The organism is Streptomyces sp. NBC_00236, from assembly GCF_036195045.1.
Lineage (GTDB): Bacteria > Actinomycetota > Actinomycetes > Streptomycetales > Streptomycetaceae > Streptomyces.
In genome coordinates this window covers 3,015,024-3,040,301 of sequence record NZ_CP108100.1, presented here as the reverse complement: position 1 = coordinate 3,040,301, position 25,278 = coordinate 3,015,024, and the positions used below count along the sequence as shown (strand labels likewise).

The 25,278-nt window shown below is 70.5% G+C and carries 22 protein-coding genes and 1 other RNA gene; 19 read left to right on the top strand and 4 right to left on the bottom strand.

Features of this window, described 5'->3' with window-relative positions; all coding sequences use genetic code 11:
• Nucleotides 1-76 precede the first annotated feature (76 nt).
• The gene (prfB, locus tag OG446_RS13605; RefSeq protein ID WP_148018941.1) at nt 77-1,183 is read left to right on the top strand and encodes a peptide chain release factor 2; all 1,107 of its coding nucleotides are present in this window, start codon (nt 77-79) and stop codon (nt 1,181-1,183) included.
• Between the two features lie 79 nt (nt 1,184-1,262).
• Here prfB and OG446_RS13600 read toward each other — a convergent pair whose 3' ends face one another.
• The gene (locus OG446_RS13600; protein WP_328894283.1) at nt 1,263-2,612 is read right to left on the bottom strand and encodes a histidine-type phosphatase; all 1,350 of its coding nucleotides are present in this window, start codon (nt 2,610-2,612) and stop codon (nt 1,263-1,265) included.
• Between the two features lie 412 nt (nt 2,613-3,024).
• Here OG446_RS13600 and OG446_RS37175 point away from each other — a divergent pair, with 412 nt between their 5' ends.
• Complete coding sequence (locus OG446_RS37175) at nt 3,025-3,960, top strand: hypothetical protein (RefSeq protein ID WP_443050107.1); 936 nt, start codon at nt 3,025-3,027, stop codon at nt 3,958-3,960.
• Between the two features lie 140 nt (nt 3,961-4,100).
• On the opposite strand, the gene OG446_RS13590 is transcribed toward OG446_RS37175, so the two are convergent.
• Nucleotides 4,101-4,304 carry a hypothetical protein gene (locus OG446_RS13590; protein ID WP_136330037.1) on the bottom strand — a complete coding sequence of 68 codons (204 nt, stop codon included), beginning with the start codon at nt 4,302-4,304 and terminating at the stop codon, nt 4,101-4,103.
• A 268-nt stretch (nt 4,305-4,572) separates the two neighbouring features.
• Between OG446_RS13590 and ftsE the strand changes: the two genes are divergently transcribed.
• The 10 genes from ftsE (at nt 4,573) to OG446_RS13540 (ending at nt 15,832) form a co-directional block, all read left to right on the top strand.
• Entirely contained in the window at nt 4,573-5,262 is a 690-nt protein-coding gene (gene ftsE / locus OG446_RS13585) for a cell division ATP-binding protein FtsE (protein WP_024489199.1), read from the top strand.
• A 23-nt stretch (nt 5,263-5,285) separates the two neighbouring features.
• Complete coding sequence (gene ftsX, locus OG446_RS13580) at nt 5,286-6,203, top strand: permease-like cell division protein FtsX (RefSeq protein WP_328894281.1); 918 nt, start codon at nt 5,286-5,288, stop codon at nt 6,201-6,203.
• Between the two features lie 68 nt (nt 6,204-6,271).
• Nucleotides 6,272-7,459: a S41 family peptidase gene (locus OG446_RS13575; RefSeq protein WP_328894280.1), complete on the top strand. Its 1,188-nt coding sequence runs from the start codon at nt 6,272-6,274 to the stop codon at nt 7,457-7,459.
• Nucleotides 7,460-7,477: 18 nt separating this feature from the next.
• A complete protein-coding gene (gene smpB / locus OG446_RS13570) occupies nt 7,478-7,966 on the top strand; it encodes an SsrA-binding protein SmpB (RefSeq protein WP_266779417.1) in 489 nt (162 codons plus the stop codon).
• A 120-nt stretch (nt 7,967-8,086) separates the two neighbouring features.
• Nucleotides 8,087-8,474: a transfer-messenger RNA gene (gene ssrA, locus OG446_RS13565) on the top strand.
• 383 nt (nt 8,475-8,857) lie between these two features.
• Nucleotides 8,858-9,544: a hypothetical protein gene (locus tag OG446_RS13560; RefSeq protein WP_328894279.1), complete on the top strand. Its 687-nt coding sequence runs from the start codon at nt 8,858-8,860 to the stop codon at nt 9,542-9,544.
• Nucleotides 9,545-11,737, top strand: a complete 2,193-nt coding sequence (locus OG446_RS13555; RefSeq protein ID WP_328894278.1) for a glycosyltransferase — start codon at nt 9,545-9,547, stop codon at nt 11,735-11,737.
• Nucleotides 11,734-13,098, top strand: coding sequence for an acyltransferase family protein (locus OG446_RS13550; RefSeq protein ID WP_328894277.1), 1,365 nt, complete (start codon nt 11,734-11,736; stop codon nt 13,096-13,098). Before OG446_RS13555 ends, OG446_RS13550 begins: the two co-directional genes overlap by 4 nt.
• 130 nt (nt 13,099-13,228) lie before the next feature.
• A complete protein-coding gene (locus tag OG446_RS13545) occupies nt 13,229-14,560 on the top strand; it encodes a nitrate/nitrite transporter (RefSeq protein ID WP_328894276.1) in 1,332 nt (443 codons plus the stop codon).
• A 129-nt stretch (nt 14,561-14,689) separates the two neighbouring features.
• Entirely contained in the window at nt 14,690-15,832 is a 1,143-nt protein-coding gene (locus OG446_RS13540; protein ID WP_328894275.1) for a uroporphyrinogen-III synthase, read from the top strand.
• Here the strand turns inward: OG446_RS13540 and OG446_RS13535 are convergent.
• Nucleotides 15,781-16,350 carry an anthrone oxygenase family protein gene (locus OG446_RS13535; RefSeq protein WP_328894274.1) on the bottom strand — a complete coding sequence of 190 codons (570 nt, stop codon included), beginning with the start codon at nt 16,348-16,350 and terminating at the stop codon, nt 15,781-15,783. The genes OG446_RS13540 and OG446_RS13535 overlap by 52 nt on opposite strands.
• 119 nt (nt 16,351-16,469) lie before the next feature.
• On the opposite strand from OG446_RS13535, the gene OG446_RS13530 reads away from it, so the two are divergent.
• On the top strand, nt 16,470-17,057 hold the full coding sequence (locus OG446_RS13530; protein ID WP_328894273.1) for a GNAT family N-acetyltransferase: 588 nt from the start codon (nt 16,470-16,472) through the stop codon (nt 17,055-17,057).
• A gap of 200 nt (nt 17,058-17,257) precedes the next feature.
• Here the strand turns inward: OG446_RS13530 and OG446_RS13525 are convergent, their stop codons facing one another.
• The gene (locus OG446_RS13525) at nt 17,258-17,800 is read right to left on the bottom strand and encodes a GNAT family N-acetyltransferase (RefSeq protein ID WP_328894272.1); all 543 of its coding nucleotides are present in this window, start codon (nt 17,798-17,800) and stop codon (nt 17,258-17,260) included.
• Between the two features lie 113 nt (nt 17,801-17,913).
• On the opposite strand from OG446_RS13525, the gene OG446_RS13520 reads away from it, so the two are divergent.
• The 6 genes from OG446_RS13520 (at nt 17,914) to OG446_RS13495 (ending at nt 25,137) form a co-directional block, all read left to right on the top strand.
• Nucleotides 17,914-18,537 carry a CGNR zinc finger domain-containing protein gene (locus OG446_RS13520; RefSeq protein WP_328898288.1) on the top strand — a complete coding sequence of 208 codons (624 nt, stop codon included), beginning with the start codon at nt 17,914-17,916 and terminating at the stop codon, nt 18,535-18,537.
• A 122-nt stretch (nt 18,538-18,659) separates the two neighbouring features.
• Nucleotides 18,660-19,247 carry a sigma-70 family RNA polymerase sigma factor gene (locus tag OG446_RS13515; protein WP_266779397.1) on the top strand — a complete coding sequence of 196 codons (588 nt, stop codon included), beginning with the start codon at nt 18,660-18,662 and terminating at the stop codon, nt 19,245-19,247.
• The gene (locus tag OG446_RS13510) at nt 19,244-20,131 is read left to right on the top strand and encodes a zf-HC2 domain-containing protein (RefSeq protein ID WP_328894271.1); all 888 of its coding nucleotides are present in this window, start codon (nt 19,244-19,246) and stop codon (nt 20,129-20,131) included. Before OG446_RS13515 ends, OG446_RS13510 begins: the two co-directional genes overlap by 4 nt.
• 129 nt (nt 20,132-20,260) lie before the next feature.
• Nucleotides 20,261-22,642 carry a HelD family protein gene (locus OG446_RS13505; protein WP_328894270.1) on the top strand — a complete coding sequence of 794 codons (2,382 nt, stop codon included), beginning with the start codon at nt 20,261-20,263 and terminating at the stop codon, nt 22,640-22,642.
• Between the two features lie 438 nt (nt 22,643-23,080).
• Entirely contained in the window at nt 23,081-24,514 is a 1,434-nt protein-coding gene (locus tag OG446_RS13500) for an NAD-dependent malic enzyme (RefSeq protein WP_328894269.1), read from the top strand.
• 341 nt (nt 24,515-24,855) lie between these two features.
• Nucleotides 24,856-25,137, top strand: a complete 282-nt coding sequence (locus OG446_RS13495) for an HU family DNA-binding protein (protein ID WP_003968811.1) — start codon at nt 24,856-24,858, stop codon at nt 25,135-25,137.
• Nucleotides 25,138-25,278 lie beyond the last annotated feature (141 nt).

Here is a 25,278-nt window from a genome sequence, read left to right as displayed (position 1 = left end):
CCTGGTCGCGGCCGTCGCGGAGGCGTGATCATGCGGTCCGAGGAATGCCCGCGCCGACAGCCGTTACGCTGGACCCGTGGCAGTCGTCGATATTTCCGAAGAGCTGAAGTCCCTCTCCTCGACCATGGGGTCGATCGAGGCCGTCCTGGACCTGGATGCGCTGAGGGGTGACATCGCCGTGCTCGAGGAGCAGGCTGCCGCTCCGTCCCTGTGGGACGACCCGGAGGCGGCGCAGAAGATCACCAGCAAGCTTTCGCACCTCCAGGCCGAGGTCCGCAAGACCGAGACCCTGCGCGGCCGGATCGACGACCTCGAAGTCCTCTTCGAGCTCGCCGAGGACGAGGGCGACGCCGATGCGCTCGCCGAGGCCGAGTCCGAGCTGGAGTCCGTCCGCAAGGCCCTGGACGAGATGGAGGTCCGCACGCTCCTCTCCGGCGAGTACGACGCGCGCGAGGCCCTGGTCACCATCCGCGCCGAGGCCGGTGGCGTGGACGCCGCGGACTTCGCCGAGAAGCTCCAGCGCATGTACCTCCGCTGGGCCGAGCGGCACAACTACAAGACCGAGGTCTACGAGACGGCGTACGCGGAAGAGGCCGGCATCAAGTCGACCACCTTCGCCGTCGAGGTGCCGTACGCCTACGGCACGCTCTCCGTGGAACAGGGCACCCACCGGCTCGTCCGGATCTCCCCGTTCGACAACCAGGGCCGCCGCCAGACGTCCTTCGCGGGCGTCGAGGTGCTGCCCGTGGTCGAGCAGACGGACCACGTCGAGATCGACGAGTCCGAGCTCCGCGTCGACGTGTACCGCTCGTCGGGCCCCGGCGGCCAGGGCGTCAACACCACGGACTCCGCGGTGCGCCTGACCCACCTGCCCACCGGCATCGTCGTCTCCTGTCAGAACGAGCGCTCGCAGATCCAGAACAAGGCGTCCGCGATGAACGTCCTCCAGGCGAAGCTCCTTGAGCGCCGCCGCCAGGAGGAGCAGGCGAAGATGAACGCGCTCAAGGGCGACGGCGGAAACTCCTGGGGCAACCAGATGCGTTCGTACGTCCTGCACCCGTACCAGATGGTCAAGGACCTGCGTACGGAGTTCGAGATGGGCAACCCGGAAGCGGTCTTCAACGGCGAGATCGACGGCTTCATCGAGGCCGGCATCCGCTGGCGCAAGCAGAGCGAGAAGTAGTCCCGCCGGCCGGGACGTACGCGAGGAGGGGTGCGGGAGCCACGGCTCCCGCACCCCTCCTCGCATACCCGCCGTGCGGTCAGGAAGCGGTGCGGCCCAGGCACTGCTTCAGTTCGTCCACCTCGTAGAAGTAGCTGCCCTTCGCCACCGGCTCGCAGCCCTTCTTGAACGCGGTCTGCTTCTCGTTGTAGAGCATCCGCACCAGGTACTTGTTCCCCTTCCGGAACAGGTCCCACTGGATGTTCGTGGCCATGGGCGCCACCGACTCACCGCGCCACGGGTTGTCGGCGTACGTGTACGGCTCGGCCTCCGACACGGCCTTCGTGCTGCCGGGCAGGCCCATGAGCGCGGCCAGCGGGATGATCTCCTCCGCGTGGGTGAAGCGCAGCTCCGCGCCCGCGTCGCTGGTCCCGTTCCGCTTGGCGTCGATCTTCGTGAAGAAGTCGTCGAGCAGGACGTTCGCCATCCTGTAGGTGATGTCGCTGTCCTCGAAGCCGGGGCCCTTCTCGTAGAAGTCCTCGGCGTCGCTGAGGTAGGCGAACCAGCGTGCGTCACGGGGCGCGATGTAGCGCTTCATGTCCCAGTCGCCCTCGTCGGCCATGGCCGGGGCGATGCTGTAGAGGGCGTGGACCGCCTGCGCGGCTTCGACCTCGGTGGCGATCGAGTCGAACTCGCCCGCCGCGATCCGCTCGACGAAGGCCGGCTTGAAGATCTTCCTCAGTACGTTGCGGGCCGCTGTGTGCGAGGCCGGCTGGTCGGTGATCGTGTCGAGGGTGGCGGCGAGCCGCTCGTCGTTCTCGACGTAGTCCCGGTACTCCGCGCCACCGGCCGACTTGTGGAAGTAGAGCAGGTCGGCATCGGTCCTGGACGGTGTGATCAGGGGCGCCAGGGCCGGGTCGTTCTCGGCGAGGGCCTCGGCGAACAGGTTCCCGCTGTCGACCGCACGGTCCTTGCCGGAGTTGACGACGTTGATCTGCTCGGAGTTCTCCGCGATCTGCTCGAAGAGCCCGGGAAGCCGCTTCTCCAGCCGGGCGGCGGTGTCCTGGATCTCGCGTACGCCGCGCCCGCTGAGCTGTCCGTATCCGATCGCGTCCATGGCGGCGAGCAGCGACTTGGTCTCGCCGCCGAACCGCTCGCCGTCGCGGGTCAGCTGCCCCTCGCTCCTCGCCTTCTCCCACAGGGCGAGGATCAGGTCACCGTCTTCGCTGTCGGACGCCGCCCGGGAGCCGTGACGCGAGACGTTCTCGGTGAACACCGGGACGAAGCCCTTGGGGGCGTGCTGGTACGACCGCATGTCCTGCTGCGGCGCGTACGGGGTCTTGGTGGCGTAGGAGCCGGCGGAGCCCGCCGTGGCCTGCGCCGGCAGAGCCGCCGGCAGCAGGGCGGAGACAGCGAGCGTCAGGGAGAGTGCTGCGGTTCTCTTCTGCATGGGTTCACCGGGTTCGAGACGAGTCGGGTGGGCAGGACCTCCGCATCGTGATCGTTCCGGATGAACCGGTTACGGCCGCAGCGCGACGGGCAGGCGTCCGAAACGGACCTGGGGGAAAGGGGAGTTGGCTCGGTGAGTTGCGTAGATGGCGTGGTGGGTGCGTCACAGTCGTGGTGCTGAATGAGGGTCAACTGTTCCCAAACCGGTGCACATTGCACAGAACGGCCTTGACGTAGTCCTTAACTCTGGACAGGGTGCTAGGGCAGCGTGCGTATGTCTGGGACGGGTGTGATCGGGGGCGGGTGGCATGGCCACGGCACGACGTGGGCCGGCGCTCGGAGCAAACCCCGCCGGGCCGTGCCCCGCGTATGGCTGCTCCATTGACGAGAACAGCTACTGGGGGTAGCAGCACATGACGAAGAAGACGCGAGTCCGCGTCGCGCGGATAGCCGCGGGCGCGGTCATTGCCGCGGGCGCCTCGCTGACCGCCGCAGGCGCGGCCCAGGCCGTCGGCATCGGTGTCGATGTCGCCGGTATCGGCATCAACGCCGAGGCCAACGAAGACGGTTTGAACATCGGCGTCAACGGCGAGGACGACGCCGCCGGTGGTGGCGATGCTGCAGCCGGTGGTGGCGACGCGGCCGGCGGCGCCGACGTGGCTGGTGGCGGTGACGTGGCCGGTGGTGGCGACGCGGCCGGTGGCGCTGACGTGGCTGGTGGCGGTGACGCTGCTGTTGGTGGTGGCGATGCTGCTGTTGGTGGCGGTGACGCTGCTGTTGGTGGCGGTGACGCTGCTGTTGGTGGTGGCGATGCTGCTGTTGGTGGCGGTGACGCTGCTGTTGGTGGTGGCGATGCTGCTGTTGGTGGCGGTGACGCTGCTGTTGGTGGTGGCGATGCTGCTGTTGGTGGCGGTGACGCTGCTGTTGGTGGTGGCGATGCTGCTGTTGGTGGCGGTGACGCTGCTGTTGGTGGTGGCGATGCTGCTGTTGGTGGTGGCGACGCTGCTGTTGGTGGTGGCGACGCTACTGCCGGTGGCGGTGACGCGGCGGCCGGTGGCGGTAGCGCTGCCGGTGGTGGCGAAGGGACCAACGGTTCCGCGACGAACGGTGGCTCCACCGGAGACACCGGCACCTGCACCGTCGACCTCGACGGTGCTGAGTGCGCCGACAACACCGACACCGACTCGGTCGGCAACCAGCCGGCCGAGCAGGGCAAGGGCAAGGACGAGCTCGCCGAGACTGGCGCGGCCGAGACCACGTTCCTGCTGGTCGGCGCCGCGACGATGATCGCCGGAGGCATCGGCTTCCGGATCCTGCCGCGCCTGGTGAACGGCCGCACCGCCGCCTGACGGGCAGCAGCGGAACACGTACACACACAGGGGCCCCGGACGCCGATCGGCATCCGGGGCCCCTGTGCATGCGCCTGCGCGTACGAGGACGAACGTTTCTGCCGACCCGGCAAGGGGCGGGCGAGCGGTCAGGTGGGGCGCTACACGGTCTGGTGCGCCAGCAGCGCCAGTGCGGCCAGCAGCACCACCATCAGGGCCACCAGCATCGCCGGGCTGAGCCCGGCGAACGGTCCCTGCTCCTGTTCCTGCTGCTCCAGTCGCGCGCGGCTGGCCCGGCAGACGGGGCAGCGCCCCTCGTTCACGGGCGCCGCACAGTTCGCGCACACCAATCGGTCATAGGTCATGCGCATTCCTCCTCCCGCGCGGCGGAGCCGCACAAGCCTTCTCTCCGCACAACGCTCACGGAAACGCAACCGTTCCCCTACCACTGTGCCAGCTCGCACGGGTTTCGGCTCGGCCCACCGGATACCTCCCGGTCCGTTCCGCTTGCGGCGGAGCCGGGAGCGCTGCCGTTTCACCGTAAATCACCCATCCCGGTACGCGCGCCTGCACGCGTGAGCCGGGTTCGCGTATGGTCACGCACACCTACTCCCGGCCGACCGTGGTGCATCCGTGATCCGATTCGACAACGTCTCCAAGACCTACCCGAAGCAGAGCCGTCCCGCTCTACGGGATGTGTCTCTCGATATCGAGAAGGGTGAGTTCGTCTTCCTGGTGGGCTCCTCCGGCTCCGGCAAGTCCACCTTCATGCGTCTCATCCTCCGCGAGGAGCGCGCCAGCCAGGGCATGGTCCACGTCCTCGGCAAGGACCTCGCGCGCATGTCCAACTGGAAGGTGCCGCACATGCGGCGCCAGCTGGGCACGGTGTTCCAGGACTTCCGCCTCCTTCCCAACAAGACCGTCGCGGAGAACGTGGCGTTCGCCCAGGAAGTGATCGGCAAGCCGCGCGGGGAGATCCGCAAGGCGGTCCCGCAGGTCCTCGACCTCGTCGGTCTCGGCGGCAAGGAGGACCGGATGCCCGGCGAGCTGTCCGGTGGTGAGCAGCAGCGCGTGGCGATCGCGCGGGCCTTCGTCAACCGGCCCATGCTGCTGATCGCGGACGAGCCGACCGGAAACCTCGACCCGCAGACCTCGGTCGGGATCATGAAGCTGCTGGACCGGATCAACCGGACCGGCACCACCGTGATCATGGCGACCCACGACCAGAACATCGTCGACCAGATGCGCAAACGCGTCATCGAGCTCGAGCAGGGCCGTCTCGTACGCGACCAGGCGCGCGGCGTCTACGGCTACCAGCACTGAGCACCCAGCACTGAAAGGACGCCATGCGCGCCCAGTTCGTCCTGTCGGAGATCGGCGTCGGCCTCCGTCGCAACCTCACGATGACCTTCGCCGTCGTCGTCTCCGTCGCCCTCTCGCTTGCCCTGTTCGGCGGCGCGCTGCTCATGCGCGAGCAGGTCAGCACGATGAAGGACTACTGGTACGACAAGGTCAACGTCTCCATCTACCTCTGTGGCAAGGGGGACGCGGAGACGGTGGTCCAGTGCGCCAAGGGTGCGGTGACCGCGCAGCAGAAGAAGGACATCGAGGCCGACCTCAAGAAGATGGACGTCGTCGACACGGTCATCTACGAGTCGTCCGACCAGGCGTACAAGCACTACCAGGAGGAGTTCGGCGACTCCCCGATGGCGGGCAACATCACGCCCGACCAGATGCCGGAGTCGTTCCGCGTCAAGCTCGACGACCCCACGAAGTACAAGGTCGTCGCCACCGCCTTCGCCGGGCGGGACGGGGTGCAGTCCGTCCAGGACCAGAGAAGCATCCTGGACAACCTCTTCGGTCTCATGAACGGCATGAACGTCGCCGCGATCTTCGTGATGGCGCTGATGCTCGTCATCGCCCTGATGCTGATCGTCAACACCGTCAGGGTGTCCGCGTTCAGCCGACGGCGCGAGACGGGCATCATGCGGCTCGTCGGCGCCTCCGGCTTCTACATCCAGATGCCGTTCATCATGGAGGCCGCGTTCGCCGGCCTGATCGGTGGCGTACTGGCCTGTGTGATGCTGCTGGCCGCCCGCTACTTCCTGATCGACGGCGGACTCGCCCTCCAGGACAAGCTGAACCTGATCGACTTCATCGGCTGGGACGCCGTCCTCACCAAGCTCCCGCTGGTTCTGGCGATCGGCCTGCTGATGCCCGCGGTTGCCGCGCTCTTCGCGCTGCGCAAGTACCTCAAGGTGTGACATGCGCCCCGTGGGGCGCGCGGCCAACGGGCCGTGCGCCGACGGGGCGTTGTCCTAGACTCGGCGCCATGCCGGGCCCTGAGAACCGTTTCGGGTCCCGCGGCGTCCGCCGCGGGGCGGCCCTGACATTGGTCTTCGCGAGTGTGCTCGCCACCGCGGCCGCCACCGGTGCGCTGCCGCGCGGGGAGGGGCGGAGCACCGAGATAGAGACCCGGTCCGTCGCCAGCTCCGCCGACCGGGACGCCGTGGCCGACGCGGCAGCCGAGGCCGTGGCCGACGGCAAGTCCGGTACGGAGGCGGCCGAGGAGGCCGTCAGCCGCAGCGGGGACCGTTGGGGCGCGGTCTACGACGAGCGGGAGTACCAGGAGTTCGAGCAGGCCCTCGACGGTTCGTACACGGGCGTCGGGCTCGCCGCCCGGCGTTCCGCGGACGGCCTGGTCACGGTCACCCGGGTCCAGCGGGGCGGCCCCGCCGCGCGGGCCGGAATCCGCGCCGGCGATCTGCTGCGCACGGTCGACGGCCACCGGGTCGACAAGCGCGCGGTCTCCGACGTCGTGGCCCTGCTGCGGGGCGACCGTACCGGCGCCGCCGCCGGGAGCACCGTGGTGCTGGGCGTCCAGCGGGGGTCCGTCACCCGGACCGAGACGCTGCGGCGGGCCCGGCTCACCACCGAGGCCGTCTCGGTGCGGCGGCTCGGACCGTACCGTTCCGATTCCTCCGCAGCTGTGCTGATCGAGGTGGACTCGTTCACCAAGGGATCCGGCACCGCGGTCCGTGACGCGGTCCGGAAGGCGCCGGCGGGTGCCGGTGTGCTGCTGGACCTGCGCGGTAACTCCGGAGGCCTCGTCACCGAGGCCGTCACCGCCGCCTCCGCCTTCCTGGACGGCGGCCTGGTCGCCACGTACGACGTGCACGGGGAACAGCGCGCGCTGTACGCGGAGGCGGGCGGCGACACCGGGCGCCCCGTCGTCGTCCTCGTCGACGGCGGGACCATGAGCGCGGCCGAGCTGCTGACCGGCGCCCTGCAGGACCGGGGCCGGGCGGTCACGGTAGGTTCGCGGACCTTCGGCAAGGGATCCGTCCAGATGCCGAGCAGGCTGGCGGGCGGCTCCGTGGCCGAGCTGACCGTGGGGCACTACCGCACACCGGCGGGCCGTAGCGTCGACGGCCGCGGCATCACGCCCGACCTCGCGGTGAGCGCGCGGGCCCAGGAGCGGGCCGAGACGGTATTGAGTGGCCTCGGGGGTGGGTCGTAGTGCGAAAATGGCCGCACTATGGCTAAGGAAAAAGACACCGGGCGCAAGATGGTCGCGCAGAACAAGAAGGCGCGCCACGACTACACCATCCTCGACACCTACGAGTGCGGTCTCGTCCTGATGGGGACCGAGGTCAAATCGCTGCGCATGGGCCGGGCCTCCCTGGTGGACGGCTTCGTGCAGATCGACGGCGGCGAGGCGTGGCTGCACAACATCCACGTCCCGGAGTACGTCCAGGGGACCTGGACCAACCACTCCGCCAAGCGCAAGCGCAAGCTGCTGATGCACCGGGCCGAGATCGACAAGCTGGAGTCGAAGTCCCAGGAGACCGGGCACACGATCGTGCCGCTCGCCCTGTACTTCACGGGCGGCCGGGTCAAGGTCGAGATCGCGCTGGCGAAGGGCAAGAAGGAGTACGACAAGCGGCAGACGCTGCGCGAGAAGCAGGACACGAGGGAGACGAACCGGGCGATCTCGGCGGCCCGCCGCCGTCAGCGGAGCGCCTGAGCGCACCGCGCCAGTGGCTGCCGGCCGGTGCGGCAGGAATACGCTGGCATCGTCGTGCGTTGGTCACGTACGATGGCACTGCACCCCACGGGGTGTGCACCACCTTTGAAAAATCAACATGGGGATGATCGGTTTCGACAGCGGATGTCGAGGCAGGGGAAGCGAGTCGAGGAAGCGACAATGATCTCGTAAACCATATGTCGCAAACAATAATCGCCACTTCTAAGCGCGATTCCTCCGCCTTCGCCCTCGCTGCCTAATTAGCAGCTAAGCGAAGACTCTGCGGAGTGTCAGCCCGGGGGTGATCCCGACCCGGATCCTGGCATCAACTAGGGATCTAAACTTCTAAGCCCGGTCACGGGGCCTAGGAGGAAATCAAACAGTGGCTGGGCCTGTCGGAGGCTTGTTCGCGTGACCTCCGGGGCCGAGAAAAGCGAAGCGAACTGCACTCGGAGAAGCCCTGGTTCCGCACCGTTGGACGCGGGTTCGATTCCCGCCATCTCCACAATTCCCATGTGAACGAGGACCCCGCTGCCACCGGCAGCGGGGTCCTCGTTTTTTTGCTGCCCGGTGCCGTGCGCCCGGTGCCGTGCGCCCGCGGTCGGCGCCCCGGGGGCGTGCGCCCCCGGCGTGCGTCATGCACCGCGCTCCCACGCGTGGGAGGGGTCGGCCCGTCCGGGGCAGGGCCCGCACCACGGTTCGAAAACAGATGTATCTCTCATGATGAACAACACCCGTCCGTGGGGTCGGAGTGTCGTCGGCGTGCGCTACATTCATGGCCCGGGTGCACTGTGGTAGGGGGCGCGTAGGTCAGGGTGGGGGCCCGGTCCGACGACGCACAGACGGTCAGTTGCGCGCACCCGATCCTGAGTGGGGGAAGTGCGTACATCAGTGGAAACTTGGCGTGAAGGTGCCCGTGCGGGACACACCCACGAGCCCAACGAAGTCACCATTCAGCTCGACGGACTGGGACGGCAGCTCTCCGAGCTGCTCCCGGAACCCAGCGTTCCGGAGGGCTCCGACGGTCCGGTCTTCGTCGACGAGAGCGGCCGGCGCAGCAAGACGCTCCGACGGTTCGGCTGGGTCCTGGCCGCGGTCTTCGTCGGTTACGCGGTGACGCTCGTCGTCGCCCTGCTCGGCGGCAATTCCACCGCTCCCTTCCTGCCGCTGTCCGGCCAGGAGGAACACCGCAAGGCGGAAGAGGTACGGACGCCGGTCACCGAGGGTGTGACACCGGGAGCCGCGGTCACACCCGGCACGACGCCCGACGTCCCGTCGTCCCCCCTCCCGCAGACCGGGGAGAGCGCGGCCGCTCCGGGCGGCGCCGTCGGTGCCGGCGGATCCTCGATGCCCGGTACCGGATCCTCCGCCCCGGCCCGTTCCGAACCGTCCACGCGGGACACCGCCACAGGAGCGAGCACCACCGGCGGTGTACCTGCCGGTGACACGTCCGCCTCCGCGACGACCGCCGCGTCCGGGACGCCGAGCGCCGATGCGCCGGTCACGTCCCCGGACCCGGTCAATCCGTCGGCTTCCACACCTGATCCCCCTGTGCAAGAGCAAGAAGGCGCCAGCTAAATGACCACCCCCGCCCCGCGGGTCAGGAACCACCGTAAGAAGCAGACCCGTCGGCGCAGACTTCCCATGCGCTACATGCTGCCGTTCCTGTTCCTCGTTGCCCTGCTCGCCATGCTGATGCTGCGCGGCTACGTGCACAGCGAAATCCTCGCCGACCACCGGATCCAGCCACCGGCGGCCACCGACCGGGTGCCCGAGCAGGTGCTGGACGGCGGCCCGGTCATCGACGCGCGCAGCGCCACCGAACCCGCGAAGACGCTGCGGATCCCCGACCACCGGATCGTGCTGACCTTCGACGACGGCCCCGACCCGGTGTGGACCCCCCGGGTGCTCGACAAGCTGAAGGAGTACGACGCCCACGGCGTCTTCTTCGTCACCGGCACCATGGCCTCCCGCTACCCCGATCTGGTGGAGCGCATGGTCGAGGAAGGCCACGAGGTGGGGCTGCACACGTTCAACCACCCCGACCTCTCGTACCAGTCCACCGGCCGCATCGACTGGGAGCTGTCGCAGAACCAGCTGGCGCTGGCGGGCGCGGCCGGCATCCGCACCTCCCTGTTCCGGCCGCCCTACTCCTCGTTCGCCGACGCCATGGACGACAAGTCCTGGCCGGTCACCCAGTACGTCGGCAGCCGCGGCTACCTCACCGTCGTCAACAACACCGACAGCGAGGACTGGAAGCGGCCCGGCGTCCGGGCGATCATCGACCGGGCCACCCCCAAGGGCGGCGAGGGCGCCATCATCCTCATGCACGACTCCGGAGGCGACCGGTCCCAGACCGTCACCGCCCTGGGTGAGTTCCTGCCGAAGATGCAGGCGCGCGGCTACGAGTTCGCCAACCTCACCGACGCCCTGGGCGCCCCCAGCGCGCACACCCCCGTCACCGGGTACGCGCTCTGGAAGGGCAAGGCGTTCGTCTCCGCCGTCGAGGTCTCGGAGCACATCACCGACGTCCTGGTCGTCGGTCTCGCCGTCATCGGGGTCCTGGTCCTGGCGCGCTTCGGCCTGATGCTGCTGCTGTCCTTCGCGCACGCCCGCCGGGTCCGCAAGAAGGACTTCAGCTGGGGCGAACCGCTCACCCGCCCCGTGTCCGTCCTGGTGCCCGCGTACAACGAGAGCAAGTGCATCGCCAACACGGTCCGCTCCCTGATGGCGAGCGACTACCCGCTGGAGGTCATCGTCATCGACGACGGCTCCACGGACGGCACCGCGGACCTCGTCGACCGGATGCGGCTGCCCGGCGTCCGGGTCGTGCGCCAGCGCAACGCCGGAAAGCCCGCCGCCCTGAACAACGGCATCGCGCACGCCCGCTACGACATCATCGTGATGATGGACGGTGACACGGTCTTCGAACCGTCCACCGTCCGCGAGCTGGTGCAGCCCTTCGCCGACCCCCGGGTCGGGGCCGTCGCGGGCAACGCCAAGGTCGGCAACCGCGACTCACTGATCGGCGCCTGGCAGCACATCGAGTACGTGATGGGCTTCAACCTCGACCGCCGGATGTACGACATGCTGGGCTGCATGCCCACGATCCCCGGCGCGGTCGGGGCGTTCCGCCGCGACGCGCTGAACCGGATCGGCGGCATGAGCGAGGACACCCTCGCCGAGGACACCGACGTCACGATGGCCCTGCACCGGGACGGCTGGCGCGTCGTGTACGCGGAGAACGCCCGTGCCTGGACCGAGGCGCCGGAGTCCGTGCAGCAGCTCTGGTCGCAGCGCTACCGGTGGTCGTACGGCACGATGCAGGCCATCTGGAAGCACCGCCGCGCGGTGATCGAGCGCGGCCCGTCCGGCCGCTTCGGACGTGTCGGGCTGCCGTTCGTCGCCCTGTTCATGGTCGTCGCCCCGCTGCTCGCCCCGCTCATCGACGTCTTCCTGCTCTACGGGCTGGTCTTCGGCCCGACCGGGCAGACGGTGGTCGCCTGGCTCGGCGTTCTCGCGGTGCAGGCCGTCTGCGCCGCGTACGCCTTCCGGCTCGACCGGGAGCGCATGACCCATCTGCTCTCGCTGCCCCTCCAGCAGGTCCTCTACCGGCAGCTCATGTACGTGGTGCTGCTCCAGTCCTGGATCACCGCTCTCACCGGCGGCCGGCTCCGCTGGCAGAAACTCCGCCGCACGGGGGCCGTGGAGGCGCCCGGTTCGATGCCGAGCCAGAGCCGGCGCAGCACCGACCGGAGGCCCGTCGCATGACCCGTCCCAGCCAGCCCTCCGCGTACCCGCAGCAGCCGCCGGAGCCGCACACGGTGCCGTTCCCGGTTCAGCCGCAGGCCGGGACGCCGCTGTCCGGCCAGGGGGAGTGGGCCCGGCCGACCGGACCGGTGCCCTGGACGCAGGCCCCCGCACCCGTGCCGCCCGCACCGGAGCCCGAAGCCGCGCCGCCCGCCGCGGCACCGGGCCGGGACCGCTATCTCGACCTGCTGCGCGCGGTGGCGCTCGTCCGCGTCGTCGTGTTCCACCTCTTCGGCTGGGCCTGGCTGACCGTCGTCTTCCCCTCCATGGGCGTCATGTTCGCCCTGGCCGGTTCGCTGATGGCCCGGTCGCTGGCGAGGCCCGCGTGGAGCGTCGTCCGCAGCCGGCTGCGGCGGCTGCTCCCGCCGATGTGGGCGTTCCTCGCGGTCGTCGTCCCCGTGGTCTTCCTGCTCGGCTGGAAACCGGTCCGCGAGGAGGGCATCTGGTGGTTCCTCAAACTGGGCTGCTACCTGCTCCCGGTAGGCACACCCCCCTTCCCGTGGGAGAACGGCTCCGAGGGCGGCTTCCTGGAGACCTCCTGGGCCGAGCAGGCGATGGGACCGCTCTGGTACATCCGCGCCTATCTGTGGTTCGTGCTGGCCTCACCGCTGTTGCTCAAGGCCTTCCGCAGGCTTCCCTGGGTGACGCTGCTCGCCCCCATCGGTCTCACCGCCGTGATCGGCACCGGACTGGTCACCGTGCCGGGCACCGCGGGCGAGGGGCTGGTCGACTTCGCCGTGTTCGGCTCCTGCTGGATCCTCGGCTTCGCGCACAACGACGGGCTGCTGCGGACCGTCCCGCGCTACCTCACCGTCTCGATGGCGACGTTCCTCATGGCCTTCGCGCTCTGGTGGGCCTCCGGGCACCTCACCGAGGAGGGCTGGAACCTCGACGAGATCCCGCTCGCCCAGGCCACCTGGTCGCTCGGCTTCTGCGTGATCCTCCTGCAGTACGCGCCCTCCTGGCGGCAGCTGCCGGGCCGGCTGGCCGGCTGGGACAGTCTGGTCACGCTCGCCAACAACCGGGCCGTGACCATCTACCTCTGGCACAACCTGCTGCTGATGGCCGGATTCCTGCTCATCGACCAGCTGTGGAGCGTGCCCTGGGTCGGCGACCACCTCGGCACCTACATCGAGGCCTCGGACAACGCGCTGGCGCTGATCGTCGTCTGGCCGCTGATCGGGCTGATGATCCTCTCCGTCGGCTGGGTCGAGGACGTCGCCGCCAAGCGCCGTCCGAGGCTCTGGCCCAACGGACAGTCGCGCAAGGCCGGTGCCGGGAGCCGCGCGGCCGCCGTGCCCGGTGGTACGCGCCGGCGCTGAGCCACGTCTCACCGGGCCCCTCCCGGCCCGGTGAGAGCAAGGTTGCGCACCGGTCACCTCGCGGCACCACACCGAAACGCGCGCTGACTAGCGTCGGGGACAACACCCCGACCACCCGTGGAGGCGCGTGATGGCTGGCCGTTGGATCGAGCACTGGGAACCCGAGGACGAGACGTTCTGGAAGGAGAAGGGCGAGCGGATCGCCCGCCGGAACCTCTGGTTCTCCGTACTCTCCGAGCACATCGGGTTCTCCATCTGGACCCTGTGGTCGGTGATGGTCCTGTTCATGGGGCCGGAGTACGGGGTGGACCCGGCCGGGAAGTTCTTCCTGATCTCCACCGCGACGCTGGTCGGGGCCCTCGTGCGGATCCCGTACACCTTCGCCGTGGCCAGGTTCGGCGGCCGGAACTGGACGGTGTTCAGCGCGTTCACCCTGCTGGTGCCGACGGTCGCCGCCTTCATGGTGATGGAGCCGGGGACCTCGTACACCACCTTCGTGGCCGTGGCCGCGCTGACCGGCATCGGCGGCGGCAACTTCGCCTCCTCCATGACGAACATCAACGCCTTCTTCCCGCTGCGCAAGAAGGGCTGGGCGCTCGGGCTGAACGCGGGCGGCGGCAACATCGGCGTGCCCGTCGTACAGCTCATCGGGCTGCTCGTGATCGGGACGGCGGGCGCCATGCACCCGCGGATCGTGCTCGGCGTGTACATCCCGCTGATCGTCGTCGCCGGACTGTGCGCCGCGAGGTTCATGGACAACCTGGCGCCCGTGCAGAACGACACCGGGGCCGCGAAGGACGCCGCCCGCGACCCGCACACCTGGATCATGGCGGTGCTCTACATCGGCACCTTCGGCTCCTTCATCGGCTACAGCTTCGCCTTCGGGCTCGTCCTGCAGACCCAGTTCGGCCGGACCCCGCTGCAGGCCGCCTCGCTCACCTTCATCGGCCCGCTGCTGGGCTCGCTCATCAGGCCGGTCGGCGGCTGGCTGGCCGACCGGTACGGCGGCGCCCGGATCACCCTGGCGAACTACGCGGCGATGGCCGTGGCGACCGGTGTCGTCGTCTACGCCTCCGGCATCGAATCGCTCACCGTGTTCCTGATCGGCTTCACCGCGCTGTTCGTCCTCACGGGGCTCGGCAACGGATCGACGTTCAAGATGATCCCCGGCATCTTCCACGCCAAGGCGATCGCCCAGGGGCTGCGCGGCGAGGAGGCGGCGGCCCAGGGGCGCCGGCTGTCCGGCGCGGCGATGGGGCTCATCGGCGCGGTCGGGGCGCTCGGCGGGCTCGCCATCAACCTCGCCTTCCGCCAGTCCTTCCAGACCTCGGGCACCGGAACGGCAGCCTTCTGGTCCTTCCTCGCCTTCTACGGAGTGTGCTTCGTGCTCACCTGGGCGGTATACCTTCGCCGCACCGCGGCCGTCCCGGCGAAGCCCCAGCTCAGCTACGCCGAAGTGTGATGATGGCCTTGCGATGTCGGGTGACGTAACGGGCGGGAAATACGGGTGAACCGAGCCTGTCACGCTTCGTTGGCAGGCTCGGACCTCCGCACCATTGAGCAGCAGCGGGACGAGAGCCGGGTAGACCATATGCACGACGACGAACAGCACGGGCCCCTCGCGGGCTTCACGGTCGGTGTCACCGCCGCACGCCGGGCGGAAGAGCTCTCCACCCTGCTGCGGCGGCGGGGCGCCACCGTGGTGCACGCGCCCGCCCTGCGGATCGTGCCGCTCGCCGACGACAGCGAACTGCTCGCCGCCACCAAGGAACTCATCGACACCGTCCCCGACGTGGTCCTCGCGACCACGGCGATCGGCTTCCGCGGCTGGATCGAGGCCGCCGACGGCTGGGGCATCGGGGAACAGCTGCTGGACACCCTGCGCGGCGTCGAACTGCTGGCCCGGGGCCCCAAGGTCAAGGGCGCGGTCCGCGCCGCCGGGCTGACCGAGACCTGGTCACCGGCGTCCGAATCCATGGCGGAGGTGCTGGAGCGGCTCCTGGAGGAAGGCGTCGAGGGCCGCCGCATCGCCCTCCAGCTGCACGGCGAACCCCTCCCCGGCTTCGTCGAGTCGCTGCGCGCGGCCGGCGGCGAGGTCGTCGGCGTCCCCGTCTACCGCTGGATGCCGCCCGAGGACATCGCCCCCCTCGACCGGCTCATCGACATCACCGTGGCGGGCGGCCTGGACGCGCTCACCTTCACCAGCGCCCCGGCAGCGGTCTCCCTGCTGCGCAGGGCCGAGGAACGCGGCCTGCTGAACGAGCTGACGGCCGCCCTGCAGGGCGACGTCCTCTCGGCCTGCGTCGGACCGGTCACCGCCCTCCCGTTGCAGGACCGCGGGATCGACACCGCCCAGCCGGAGCGCTTCCGGCTCGGCCCGCTCGTCCAGCTCATCTGCCGCGAACTCCCCTCCCGGGCGCGGACCCTGCCGGTCGCCGGCCACCGGGTCGAGATCCGCGGCCACGCCGTCCTGGTCGACGACGAACTGCGGGCGGTACCGCCCGCCGGCATGGCCCTGCTGCACACCCTGGCCCGCAGGCCCGGCTGGGTGGTGGCCCGCGCCGACCTGCTGCGCGCTCTGCCCGGCAGCGGCACGGACGAGCACGCGGTGGAGACGGCGATGGCCCGGCTGCGCACCGCGCTCGGGGTGCCACGGCTGATCCAGACGGTCGTCAAGCGCGGCTACCGGCTGGCCCTGGACCCGGCGTCCGACGCCAAGTACGCGGACTCCTGAGGGCGCCGGCGAGCCATCAGGTACGAGGCCCGCAGCAGGAGCACGAGGGCGGCGGTGCACAGGACCGCCCGTACGGCGTTCCAGGCGACCCACGCGTCCTCGAACCGGTCGCGTACGGCGGCCGGGTCGGCGATGCGTGCCGGGTTCCCGGCCCGCGCGAGCTCCTCGTTGAGCGGCACGTTGACGCCCGAGGTGAGCAGGAAGGCCACGGCGTACACCGCGAGCGCGGCGAGGATCCAGCGGCGGGGAACGGGGGACCGGCGCTGTTGCCAGGCGGCGGCCGCGGTGAGGAACAGCGCGCCGAGGAAGCCGGCGAAGAAGACCGGGTTCTCGATGACGTCGTTGATGTTCTGCATCACCTCGACGAAGGTCCGGTCGTCGCTGCGGCCGAGCGCGGGCATCACCGCGCACGAGAAGACGTAGAAGGTGCCCGCCATCAGGCCGGTGGCGACGGCGGCGGCACCGAGGACGAGGTGGTGGAGCGCGGAGATCGGCCGGTCGGGCCCGCTGGTTGTCATGGACCCAGTCAAGTGGCCCGGCCCGGCCCGCTCCATGGTCCAGACGCGCAGTTGCCTTCGCGGGCGTCCAGGCGGCGTCCGGCGTCCGGACGCCGTGCCGCGCCGGATAGCGTGCGGAGATGAGCGACGACATCCACCGGGTCGACGCGGAGGTGCGGCTGCGCTCCGCGGCCCTCACCGACGCCCGGTCCCTCGCCGAATCGCTGAGCCGCAGCCGCACGTACATGCGCCCCTGGGAGCCCGTGCGTCCCGACGCCTTCTACACCGAGGAGGGGCAGCGCGAGCGGCTGGCCGGTGCGCTGGCGGACCGTGACGCGGGGCGCGCGATGCCCTGGGTGCTCTGCGACGCGCAGGACCGGGCGATCGGCACGTTCACGCTCAACGGCGTGGTGCTCGGGCCGTTCCGCAGCGCCGCCCTCGGCTACTGGGTGGACGTGGACTTCGCGGGGCGCGGGCTGGCCACCGCCGCGGTGCGGCTGATCTGCGAACTGGCCCGGGACGAGCTGCGGTTGCACCGGATCGAGGCCGCCACGCTGCCGTACAACGAGGCGTCGCAGCGCGTGCTCGCCACATGCGGCTTCGAGGAGATCGGCCTGGCCCCGGGCTATCTCCACATCGACGGCGAGTGGCGTGACCACCGGCTCTTCCAGCGCGTCCTGCACGACGGCCCGGTGACCGGGGCGCCGGCGGTGTCCGGAGCCTCTTGAGGCTGTCGGGTCGGGGCCGCAGCCGGGTCCGGTGTCTGTTGAGGCTGTGGGGTGGGGCGGCAGGCGGGTCCGGTGCCTGTTGAGGCTGGTCGGGTCGGGCCGGGCCGCAGGTGGGTCTGGTGCCTGTCGAGGCTGTCGGGTCGGGTCGGGTCGGGTCGGGCCGGGCCGAGGCGGGTCCGGTGTCTGCTGAGGCCTGTGGGTCAGGCGGCCCGCCGCTCGTGGCGGTGGCCCCCCCGTGGCCACCGCACATGTGCGGGCAGCATCTCCGCGAAGCCGTACCCGGCCTTCTCCGCCACTCGGCACGACGCCTCGTTGTCCGCCCGGTGCAGCAGTTCCAGCGTGACGAGTCCGTCGGCGGCGAACGCCGTGAAAGCCCAGCCCGTCAGCGCTTCGAGAGCCTGCGGGGCGATGCCGCGGCCGCGTACCGGCGCCGCCGTCCAGTACCCGACCTCGGCTTTGTCCGAGTCCGGCGCGGGGCGCACAAGGACGACGTTGCCGACCGGCCGCTTGCCGAGCGCGACGTCCACCACGGCGAAGCTGTGGCGCAGCCCGGACGCCCGGCCCTCCTCCTGGTCCCGCAGCCAGCGCTCCGCCGCCGCCTCGTCCGCCACCGGGGCGCGCGACCCCGCCTGGATCGCCGGGTCTCGGTACGCCTCAAGCAGGGCCGGGAGGTCGCCCGGCACCCACGGGCGGAGCCTCAGGGAACCGGACATGAGGCGGGCGGCGCGTGACGGGTTGCTCATCGGCCCATCGTATGAGGGGAGTTGTCGCGGACCGCGCGCCAGGGGTTACGGCAGGGAGCCGCGCGGGGCACTCTGGTGGGGACGGCGACCGGACCCGAGGCGGGGGCATGCGCATGGCGACGCGCAAGGGCTCGTACGACTGGCGGTTCGACTCCGGACGGCTCTGCCTCGACCTGGTCGCGACGGGCGCCGGAGGCCCCGGCACCGCCGACCCGCTGGACCGGCCCGAGGGGCTCGCCGACTGGCTGGTGGCCGCCGGGGCCGTACCCCCGGGCACCCTGCTCGGCGGCGTGGACGACCACTGGCTCGTGCGGTTCCGGCAGCTGAGGAGCGCCGTCGACCGGCTGCTGACCGCGCAGCTCGGCGGACGGGGAGCCGACGGCGCGCTGGAGCGCGTCAACGCGCTCGCAGCGGGCGCACCGCCCGGCCTGTGCGCCGTGCGCGCCGGGAACGGCGCCCTGGTACGCGGCCTGAGCGCCGAGCCCGGCTGCGGCGCGCTGCTGGCCGCGGTGGCGCGGGACGCCGTGGAACTGCTCACCGATCCGGTCGCCCTGGCCGGACTGCGCCGCTGCGAGGGCGACCACTGCCGCCGCGTCTACCTGGACACATCCCGCGGCCGGCGCCGCCGCTGGTGCTCCAGCGAGGTCTGCGGCAACCGCGAACGGGTCGCCCGGCACCGCAGGCGCCACACCGAGCCGGCCGCTGTCTCCGCGGACCGCGAAGCCCCGGATCCGTAGGGCAGGCCCGGCCTCCGGGCGAAGGCCGGCCGAAAGAATCTTGGAGCCGCGTTGAATGGTTCGCCCCGCATCCCCGTATCGATGGCCAAGGAGCTCGACAGGGTCTCGACCGGGAGGTTCGGGTGCGCAAGGATGCGGCCGTGGCCGATGACCGTCCGCACAGGGCCCGGCATCGCAGTGGGCCGCCCCCGTCACCCTCCGCCGTCCCCGACGAGGAGCTGATGCGGGCGCTCTACCGCGAACACGCCGGACCTCTGCTCGCGTACGTACTGCGCCTCGTCGCCGGCGACCGCCAGCGCGCCGAGGACGTGGTGCAGGAGACGCTCATCCGTGCCTGGAAGAACGCCGGTTCGCTCAACAGGGCCACCGGTTCCGTCCGGCCCTGGCTGGTGACGGTCGCCCGGCGCATCGTCATCGATGGCCACCGCAGCCGGCAGGCCCGGCCGCACGAGGTCGACCCGTCGCCACTGGAGGTCATTCCCGCGGAGGACGAGATCGACAAGGCGCTGTGGCTGATGACGCTCTCCGACGCGCTCGACGATTTGACCCCGGCCCACCGGGAAGCATTGGTCGAGACCTACTTCAAGGGCCGCACGGTCAACGAGGCGGCCGAGGTGCTCGGCATCCCCAGTGGCACGGTGCGGTCCCGGGTCTTCTACGCACTGCGTTCCATGAAGCTCGCACTCGAAGAGAGGGGGATCACGGCATGAGCGACCAGGAATGGGAGCCCTTCGGGCCCCGGCCGGCCGGTCCCTCCGGCCCCACAGGGCCCCTCGCAGGCCCTTCCGGGCCCTCCTGGCCCGCCGGTCCCTTCGCCCCCGCCGACGGGGGCGTGGACGAGGCAGGACACGACGCGGCGGGGGCCTACGTCCTCGGCATCCTCGACGACGCCGAGAGCGCCGCCTTCGAGGCGCATCTGGCCCGTTGCGCCCGCTGCGCCGCCCACCTCGACGAGTTCGCCGGCCTGGAGCCCATGCTCGCGCTGCTCGCCGAGTCCCCGGCCGCCGTGTCCGGCGCCCGCCCGGTCCCGCACGTCCCCACTCCGCCGGGCCCCCGGGTGCTCGACACCCTGGTCGACGAGGTCGCCGCCGGGCGCGCCCGGCGCACGCGGCGCGCAAGGTATCTGGTGGCGGCGGCAGCGGCGCTGATCATCGGCGGCCCGGTGGCCGCGGTGCTGGCCACCGGCGGCGGCACCAGCAGCGTGGAGGCGGCCGACCCGCACCCCACCAGCCCCGCCGAGGACGCCTTCTTCCACCACATGAAGGAGAAGGCGCAGGCCACCGACCCCGTCACCGCGGTCGACGCCACGGTCGGCATGGAGCCGAAGGCCTGGGGCACGCACACCGTGCTGGAGCTGAAGAACGTGAAGGGCCCGCAGAAGTGCCGGCTGATCGCGGTCTCGAAGACCGGCGAGGAGGAGGTCGTCACCTCCTGGTCCGTACCGAAGTGGGGCTACGGCATCAAGGGCTCCAGTCACCCCTCCGCCGGATACCCGCTCTATGTACACGGCGGGGCGGCCATGGACCGGGCCGACATCGACCACTTCGACGTCCGTACGTTCGACGGCGAACGGCTGGTGAGCGTCGGCGTCTGACCGGTCCGCGGGGCCACCGACACGCAATCGATATCCCGGCGCGCGAGATCGATGCCTGCGGCAGGTGCGCGACGGCCCCCCTTCGCATAGGGTTGACGGCTGCCCAATGCACGTCAGAAGGGGGCCTCGGTGGCCGCGCAGGATGCCGCTGTCGATTCGTTGCGGGACCGGGAAATCGGTGTCGAGCAGGAACATCTCGACCGTGTTTACCACCGCCTTGAGGAGAAGATCCACGAGGCGGAATTTCTCATGAATGACGCCGTCAAGCGCGGCCAGGTGGGTACACCGGGAGCGCTCGCCGAACGTGACGCCCAGGTGTTCCGTGCCGGAATCCACCTCAACCGGCTGAACAGCGAGTTCGAGGACTTCCTCTTCGGAAGGATCGACCTGCTGCTCGGCAAGGACGGTGAGCGCGGCCCGGACGGCGCGTTCACCTCCGTCGAACCGGCCGACGACGCCGTACGGGAGGACAGCACCGCCGATATCGCCGAGACGCTGCACATCGGCCGGATCGGGGTCCTCGACTCCGACTACGCGCCGCTGGTCATCGACTGGCGCGCCCCGGCGGCCGCACCGTTCTACCGCTCGACGCCGAAGGAACCGGGCCGGGTCGTACGCCGCAGGGTCATCCGCTCCAAGGGCCGCCGGGTCCTCGGGGTCGAGGACGACCTGATGCGGCCCGAGCTGACCGCGTACCTGGGCGGCGACACGCTCCCCGTCATCGGGGACGGGGCGCTGATGGCGGCGCTCGGACAGGCCCGCAGCCACACCATGCGGGACATCGTCTCCTCCATCCAGGCCGAGCAGGACATGGTGATCAGGGCCCCCGCGGCCTCCGTCACCGAGGTCTCCGGAGGCCCCGGCACCGGCAAGACCGCGGTCGCCCTGCACCGGGCCGCGTACCTGCTCTACCAGGACCGGCGGCGGTACGCGGGCGGCATCCTCGTCGTCTCACCGACGCCGCTGCTCGTCGCGTACACCGAGGGCGTGCTGCCCTCGCTCGGCGAGGAGGGCCAGGTCGCGATCCGTGCGGTCGGCTCGCTCTCCGACGAGGCGGCCGGCACCGAGGGCGCCACCACCTACGACGAACCGGCCGTGGCGCGCATCAAGGGCTCCTCCCGGATGCTCCACGTGCTGCGCAAGGCGGCCCGCGGGGCGCTGGAACAGCCCGTGTCCCGCCCCGCCCCGTCGCAGGACGGCCAGCTGGCCTTCGGCGAGGCGGAGGAGGCCACTCAGGAGGCCGCTACCCCCACCCGGCTCAGGGTGGTGGCCTTCGGCGCCCGGGTCGAACTGCACGAGGACGAGCTCCGGCGCATCCGCAACAACGTGCTCAGCGGCACCGCACCGGTCAACCTGCTGCGTCCGCGCGCCCGCAAACTGCTGCTCGACGCGCTGTGGAACAGGTCGTCGGGCCGGGGCCGCTACACCGATCAGGAGCTGGCGGCCGAACTGCGTTCGTCGTTCGACGAGGACGTCTCCACCGAGACGCCGTTCATCGAGTTCCTGAACGCCTGGTGGCCCGAGCTCACCCCGCGCGGGGTGCTCGCGGCCATGGCCGACGAGAAGCGGCTCGCCCGGTGGGCGCGCCGCACCCTCAACCAGGGCGAGGTGCGCCGGCTCGCGCGCTCCCTGAAGCGTCTGGACGCGGAAGGCCGCGGTCCGCTGTCGGTCCACGACGTGGCGATCCTCGACGAGCTGCAGACGCTGCTCGGGGCGCCGCACCGGCCCAAGCGCAAGCGCGAGTTCGATCCGCTGGACCAGCTCACCGGTCTGGAGGAGCTGATGCCGCAGCGCGAGGAGACCCAGTGGGAGCGGGCCGAGCGGCTCGCGGCGGAGCGCACGGAGTACGCGCACGTCATCGTCGACGAGGCGCAGGACCTCACGCCGATGCAGTGGCGGATGGTCGGCCGCCGCGGCCGGCACGCCACCTGGACGATCGTCGGCGACCCGGCGCAGTCCTCCTGGTCCGATCCGGACGAGGCGTCGGCGGCCCGTGACGAGGCGCTGGGCAGCCGCCCGCGCCGGAACTTCACGCTGACCGTCAACTACCGCAACCCGGCGGAGATCGCCGAACTCGCCGCCAAGGTCCTGGCGCTCGCCATGCCGGGCATGGAGTCCCCGGCCGCGGTCCGCTCCACGGGCGTGAAGCCGCGCTTCGAGACCGTACGGGACGGAGATCTGGCCGGGACCGTGCGCGAGGAGGCGCGGCGGCTGCTCGGCGAGGTGGACGGCACGGTGGGTGTCGTCGTCGCGATGAACCGGCGGGCGCAGGCCCGTGGCTGGCTCGCGGAGCTCGGCGAGCGCGTGGTCGCGCTCGGCAGCCTGGAGGCCAAGGGCCTGGAGTACGACGCCACGGTGGTCGTCTCGCCCGCGGAGATCGCGGACGAGTCCCCGGCGGGGCTGCGGGTCCTGTACGTGGCGCTGACGCGGGCGACCCAGCAGCTCACGGTCGTCTCGGGGGAGCGGGACCTGCCGGACGAGGACGGGGTGCCGGACCTGCTCAGGGACTGACGGGCCCGGCACGGGAGCCTTTTTTCGGTCAACCCGCGCTGGGGGAATCACTTCTCCGGGGTCTTTGTTAGCCTGGAGTCGGCACCGGCTCGATCCAAGCCCCCGGGCCCAACCTTCGTCGCTTCGAGCGACCACTTGCCGCGAGGCGAGCATGGCGGGTCGGTGCCGCTCAACTGAAGAAGACAGACCCGCGTCACCCTCCGGTGGCGCGGGTCTGTTTCTGTTTACGGCTCCGGATCTTCCGTTTACGGCTCCGGATCCAGGCCCGGCAGGGGTTCCGCGACACCCCTCATATCTCGTATGGTGGAAAAAACTTTCCGAAACGTGGCAGTCATTAGCGGCTACCCGTCGGTAGGTGCGAATATCGGAAGGCGTGTCCGGCAGCGACAGATCCGGCTACGCATAGCAATGAAGCTAAGGAAAGCGAAGGACTCGGCCATGGCAACGGCGCCCAGCGTCTCGTACTCGATGACGGTCAGGCTGGAGGTGCCCGCGAGCGGCACAGCGGTCTCCCAGCTCACCACGGCCGTGGAGTCCTCCGGCGGTTCGGTCACCGGCCTCGACGTGACCGCTTCCGGCCACGACAAGCTGCGGATCGACGTCACGATCGCCGCTTCCTCCACCTCGCACGCGGACGAGATCGTCGAAGGTCTGCGGGACATCGAGGGCGTCGTCCTCGGCAAGGTCTCCGACCGTACGTTCCTGATGCACCTCGGCGGCAAGATCGAGATGGCGTCGAAGCACCCCATCCGCAACCGTGACGACCTCTCGATGATCTACACCCCCGGTGTGGCCCGGGTGTGCATGGCGATCGCCGAGAACCCCGAGGACGCCCGGCGCCTCACCATCAAGCGCAACTCCGTCGCAGTCGTGACGGACGGCTCCGCGGTGCTCGGCCTCGGCAACATCGGCCCGATGGCCGCGCTGCCCGTCATGGAGGGCAAGGCGGCCCTCTTCAAGCGCTTCGCCGGCATCGACGCCTGGCCGATCTGCCTGGACACCCAGGACACCGATGCCATCGTCGAGATCGTCAAGGCGATCGCCCCCGGCTTCGCGGGCATCAACCTGGAGGACATCTCCGCGCCGCGCTGCTTCGAGATCGAGGCCCGGCTGCGCGAGGCCCTCGACATCCCCGTCTTCCACGACGACCAGCACGGCACCGCCATCGTCGTCCTGGCCTCCCTGACCAACGCGCTGCGCGTGGTGGGCAAGGCGATCGGGGACGTACGGGTCGTCATGTCCGGTGCCGGAGCGGCCGGCACGGCCATTCTGAAGCTGCTCATCGCAGCGGGCGTCAAGCACGCCGTCGTCGCCGACATCCACGGTGTGGTGCACGCCGGCCGCGAGGACCTGGTCTCCGCCCAGGCCGACTCGCCGCTGCGCTGGATCGCCGACAACACCAACCCGGAGTCCGTCACCGGCACCCTCAAGCAGGCCGTCGTGGGTGCCGACGTCTTCATCGGCGTCTCCGCCCCGAACGTCCTGGACGGCGACGACGTGGCGGCCATGGCCGAGGGCGCGATCGTGTTCGCGCTTGCGAACCCGGACCCCGAGGTCGACCCGGCGATCGCGCGCCGGACGGCGGCCGTCGTGGCCACCGGCCGCTCCGACTTCCCCAACCAGATCAACAACGTCCTGGTCTTCCCGGGCGTCTTCCGCGGCCTGCTGGACGCTCAGTCCCGCACCGTCAACACGGAGATGATGCTCGCCGCCGCGCGCGCCCTCGCCGACGTCGTCGCCGAGGACGAGGTGAACGCGAACTACATCATCCCGTCCGTCTTCAACGACAAGGTCGCCGGAGCGGTCGCGGGAGCGGTCCGGGACGCCGCGAAGGCCGCCGGCTCGGCTGTGACGGGGCCCACGTCCGTCTGATGTCCGGCGCGTCGCGGGTCGCGGCGCCCCAAACGCCCCTTTAGGGTGGGCGGGCGACGCGTCCCGCGGAGCCCCGCATCAGGTGCGGACCGCTTTTGGGGAGTCGACGGAACGTCACCACGACGAGGCAGTGGTGCTTTTCGTGTGACTCCGGAGGGTGCCGGATTGGCTTTCCCGCCGCAGGTGGGGGCAGGATGCTTTCCCAAGGACTTCGTCCGGGGGAGACCCCACGGGGCGCGAACGTCTAAAAACGGACCCGGGTCCGGGGACTGTCCGAGGGCCCTGGCAGCATCGGCTTCGATCTCACGCCTCACAGGCAAGAAGAACACGGGAGTAACAACATGAACCGCAGTGAGCTGGTGGCCGCCCTGGCCGACCGCGCCGAGGTGACTCGCAAGGACGCCGACGCCGTGCTGGCCGCGCTCGCCGAGACCGTCGGTGAGATCGTCGCCAAGGGCGACGAGAAGGTCACCATCCCCGGTTTCCTGACCTTCGAGCGCACCCACCGTGCCGCTCGCACCGCTCGTAACCCGCAGACCGGCGACCCGATCAACATCCCGGCCGGCTACAGCGTGAAGGTCTCCGCGGGCTCGAAGCTCAAGGAAGCCGCCAAGGGTAAGTAACACCCCTGAGCACGACGAAGGGCGGTCACCCCGACCAGGGTGGCCGCCCTTCGGCGTACGGGCCGCAGAACGCCGTTCCGGGGCTCTTGGGGCCTTTCGTTTGGATCAGGCCGGATCCGAACGAAAGGCCCAGGGGCATCC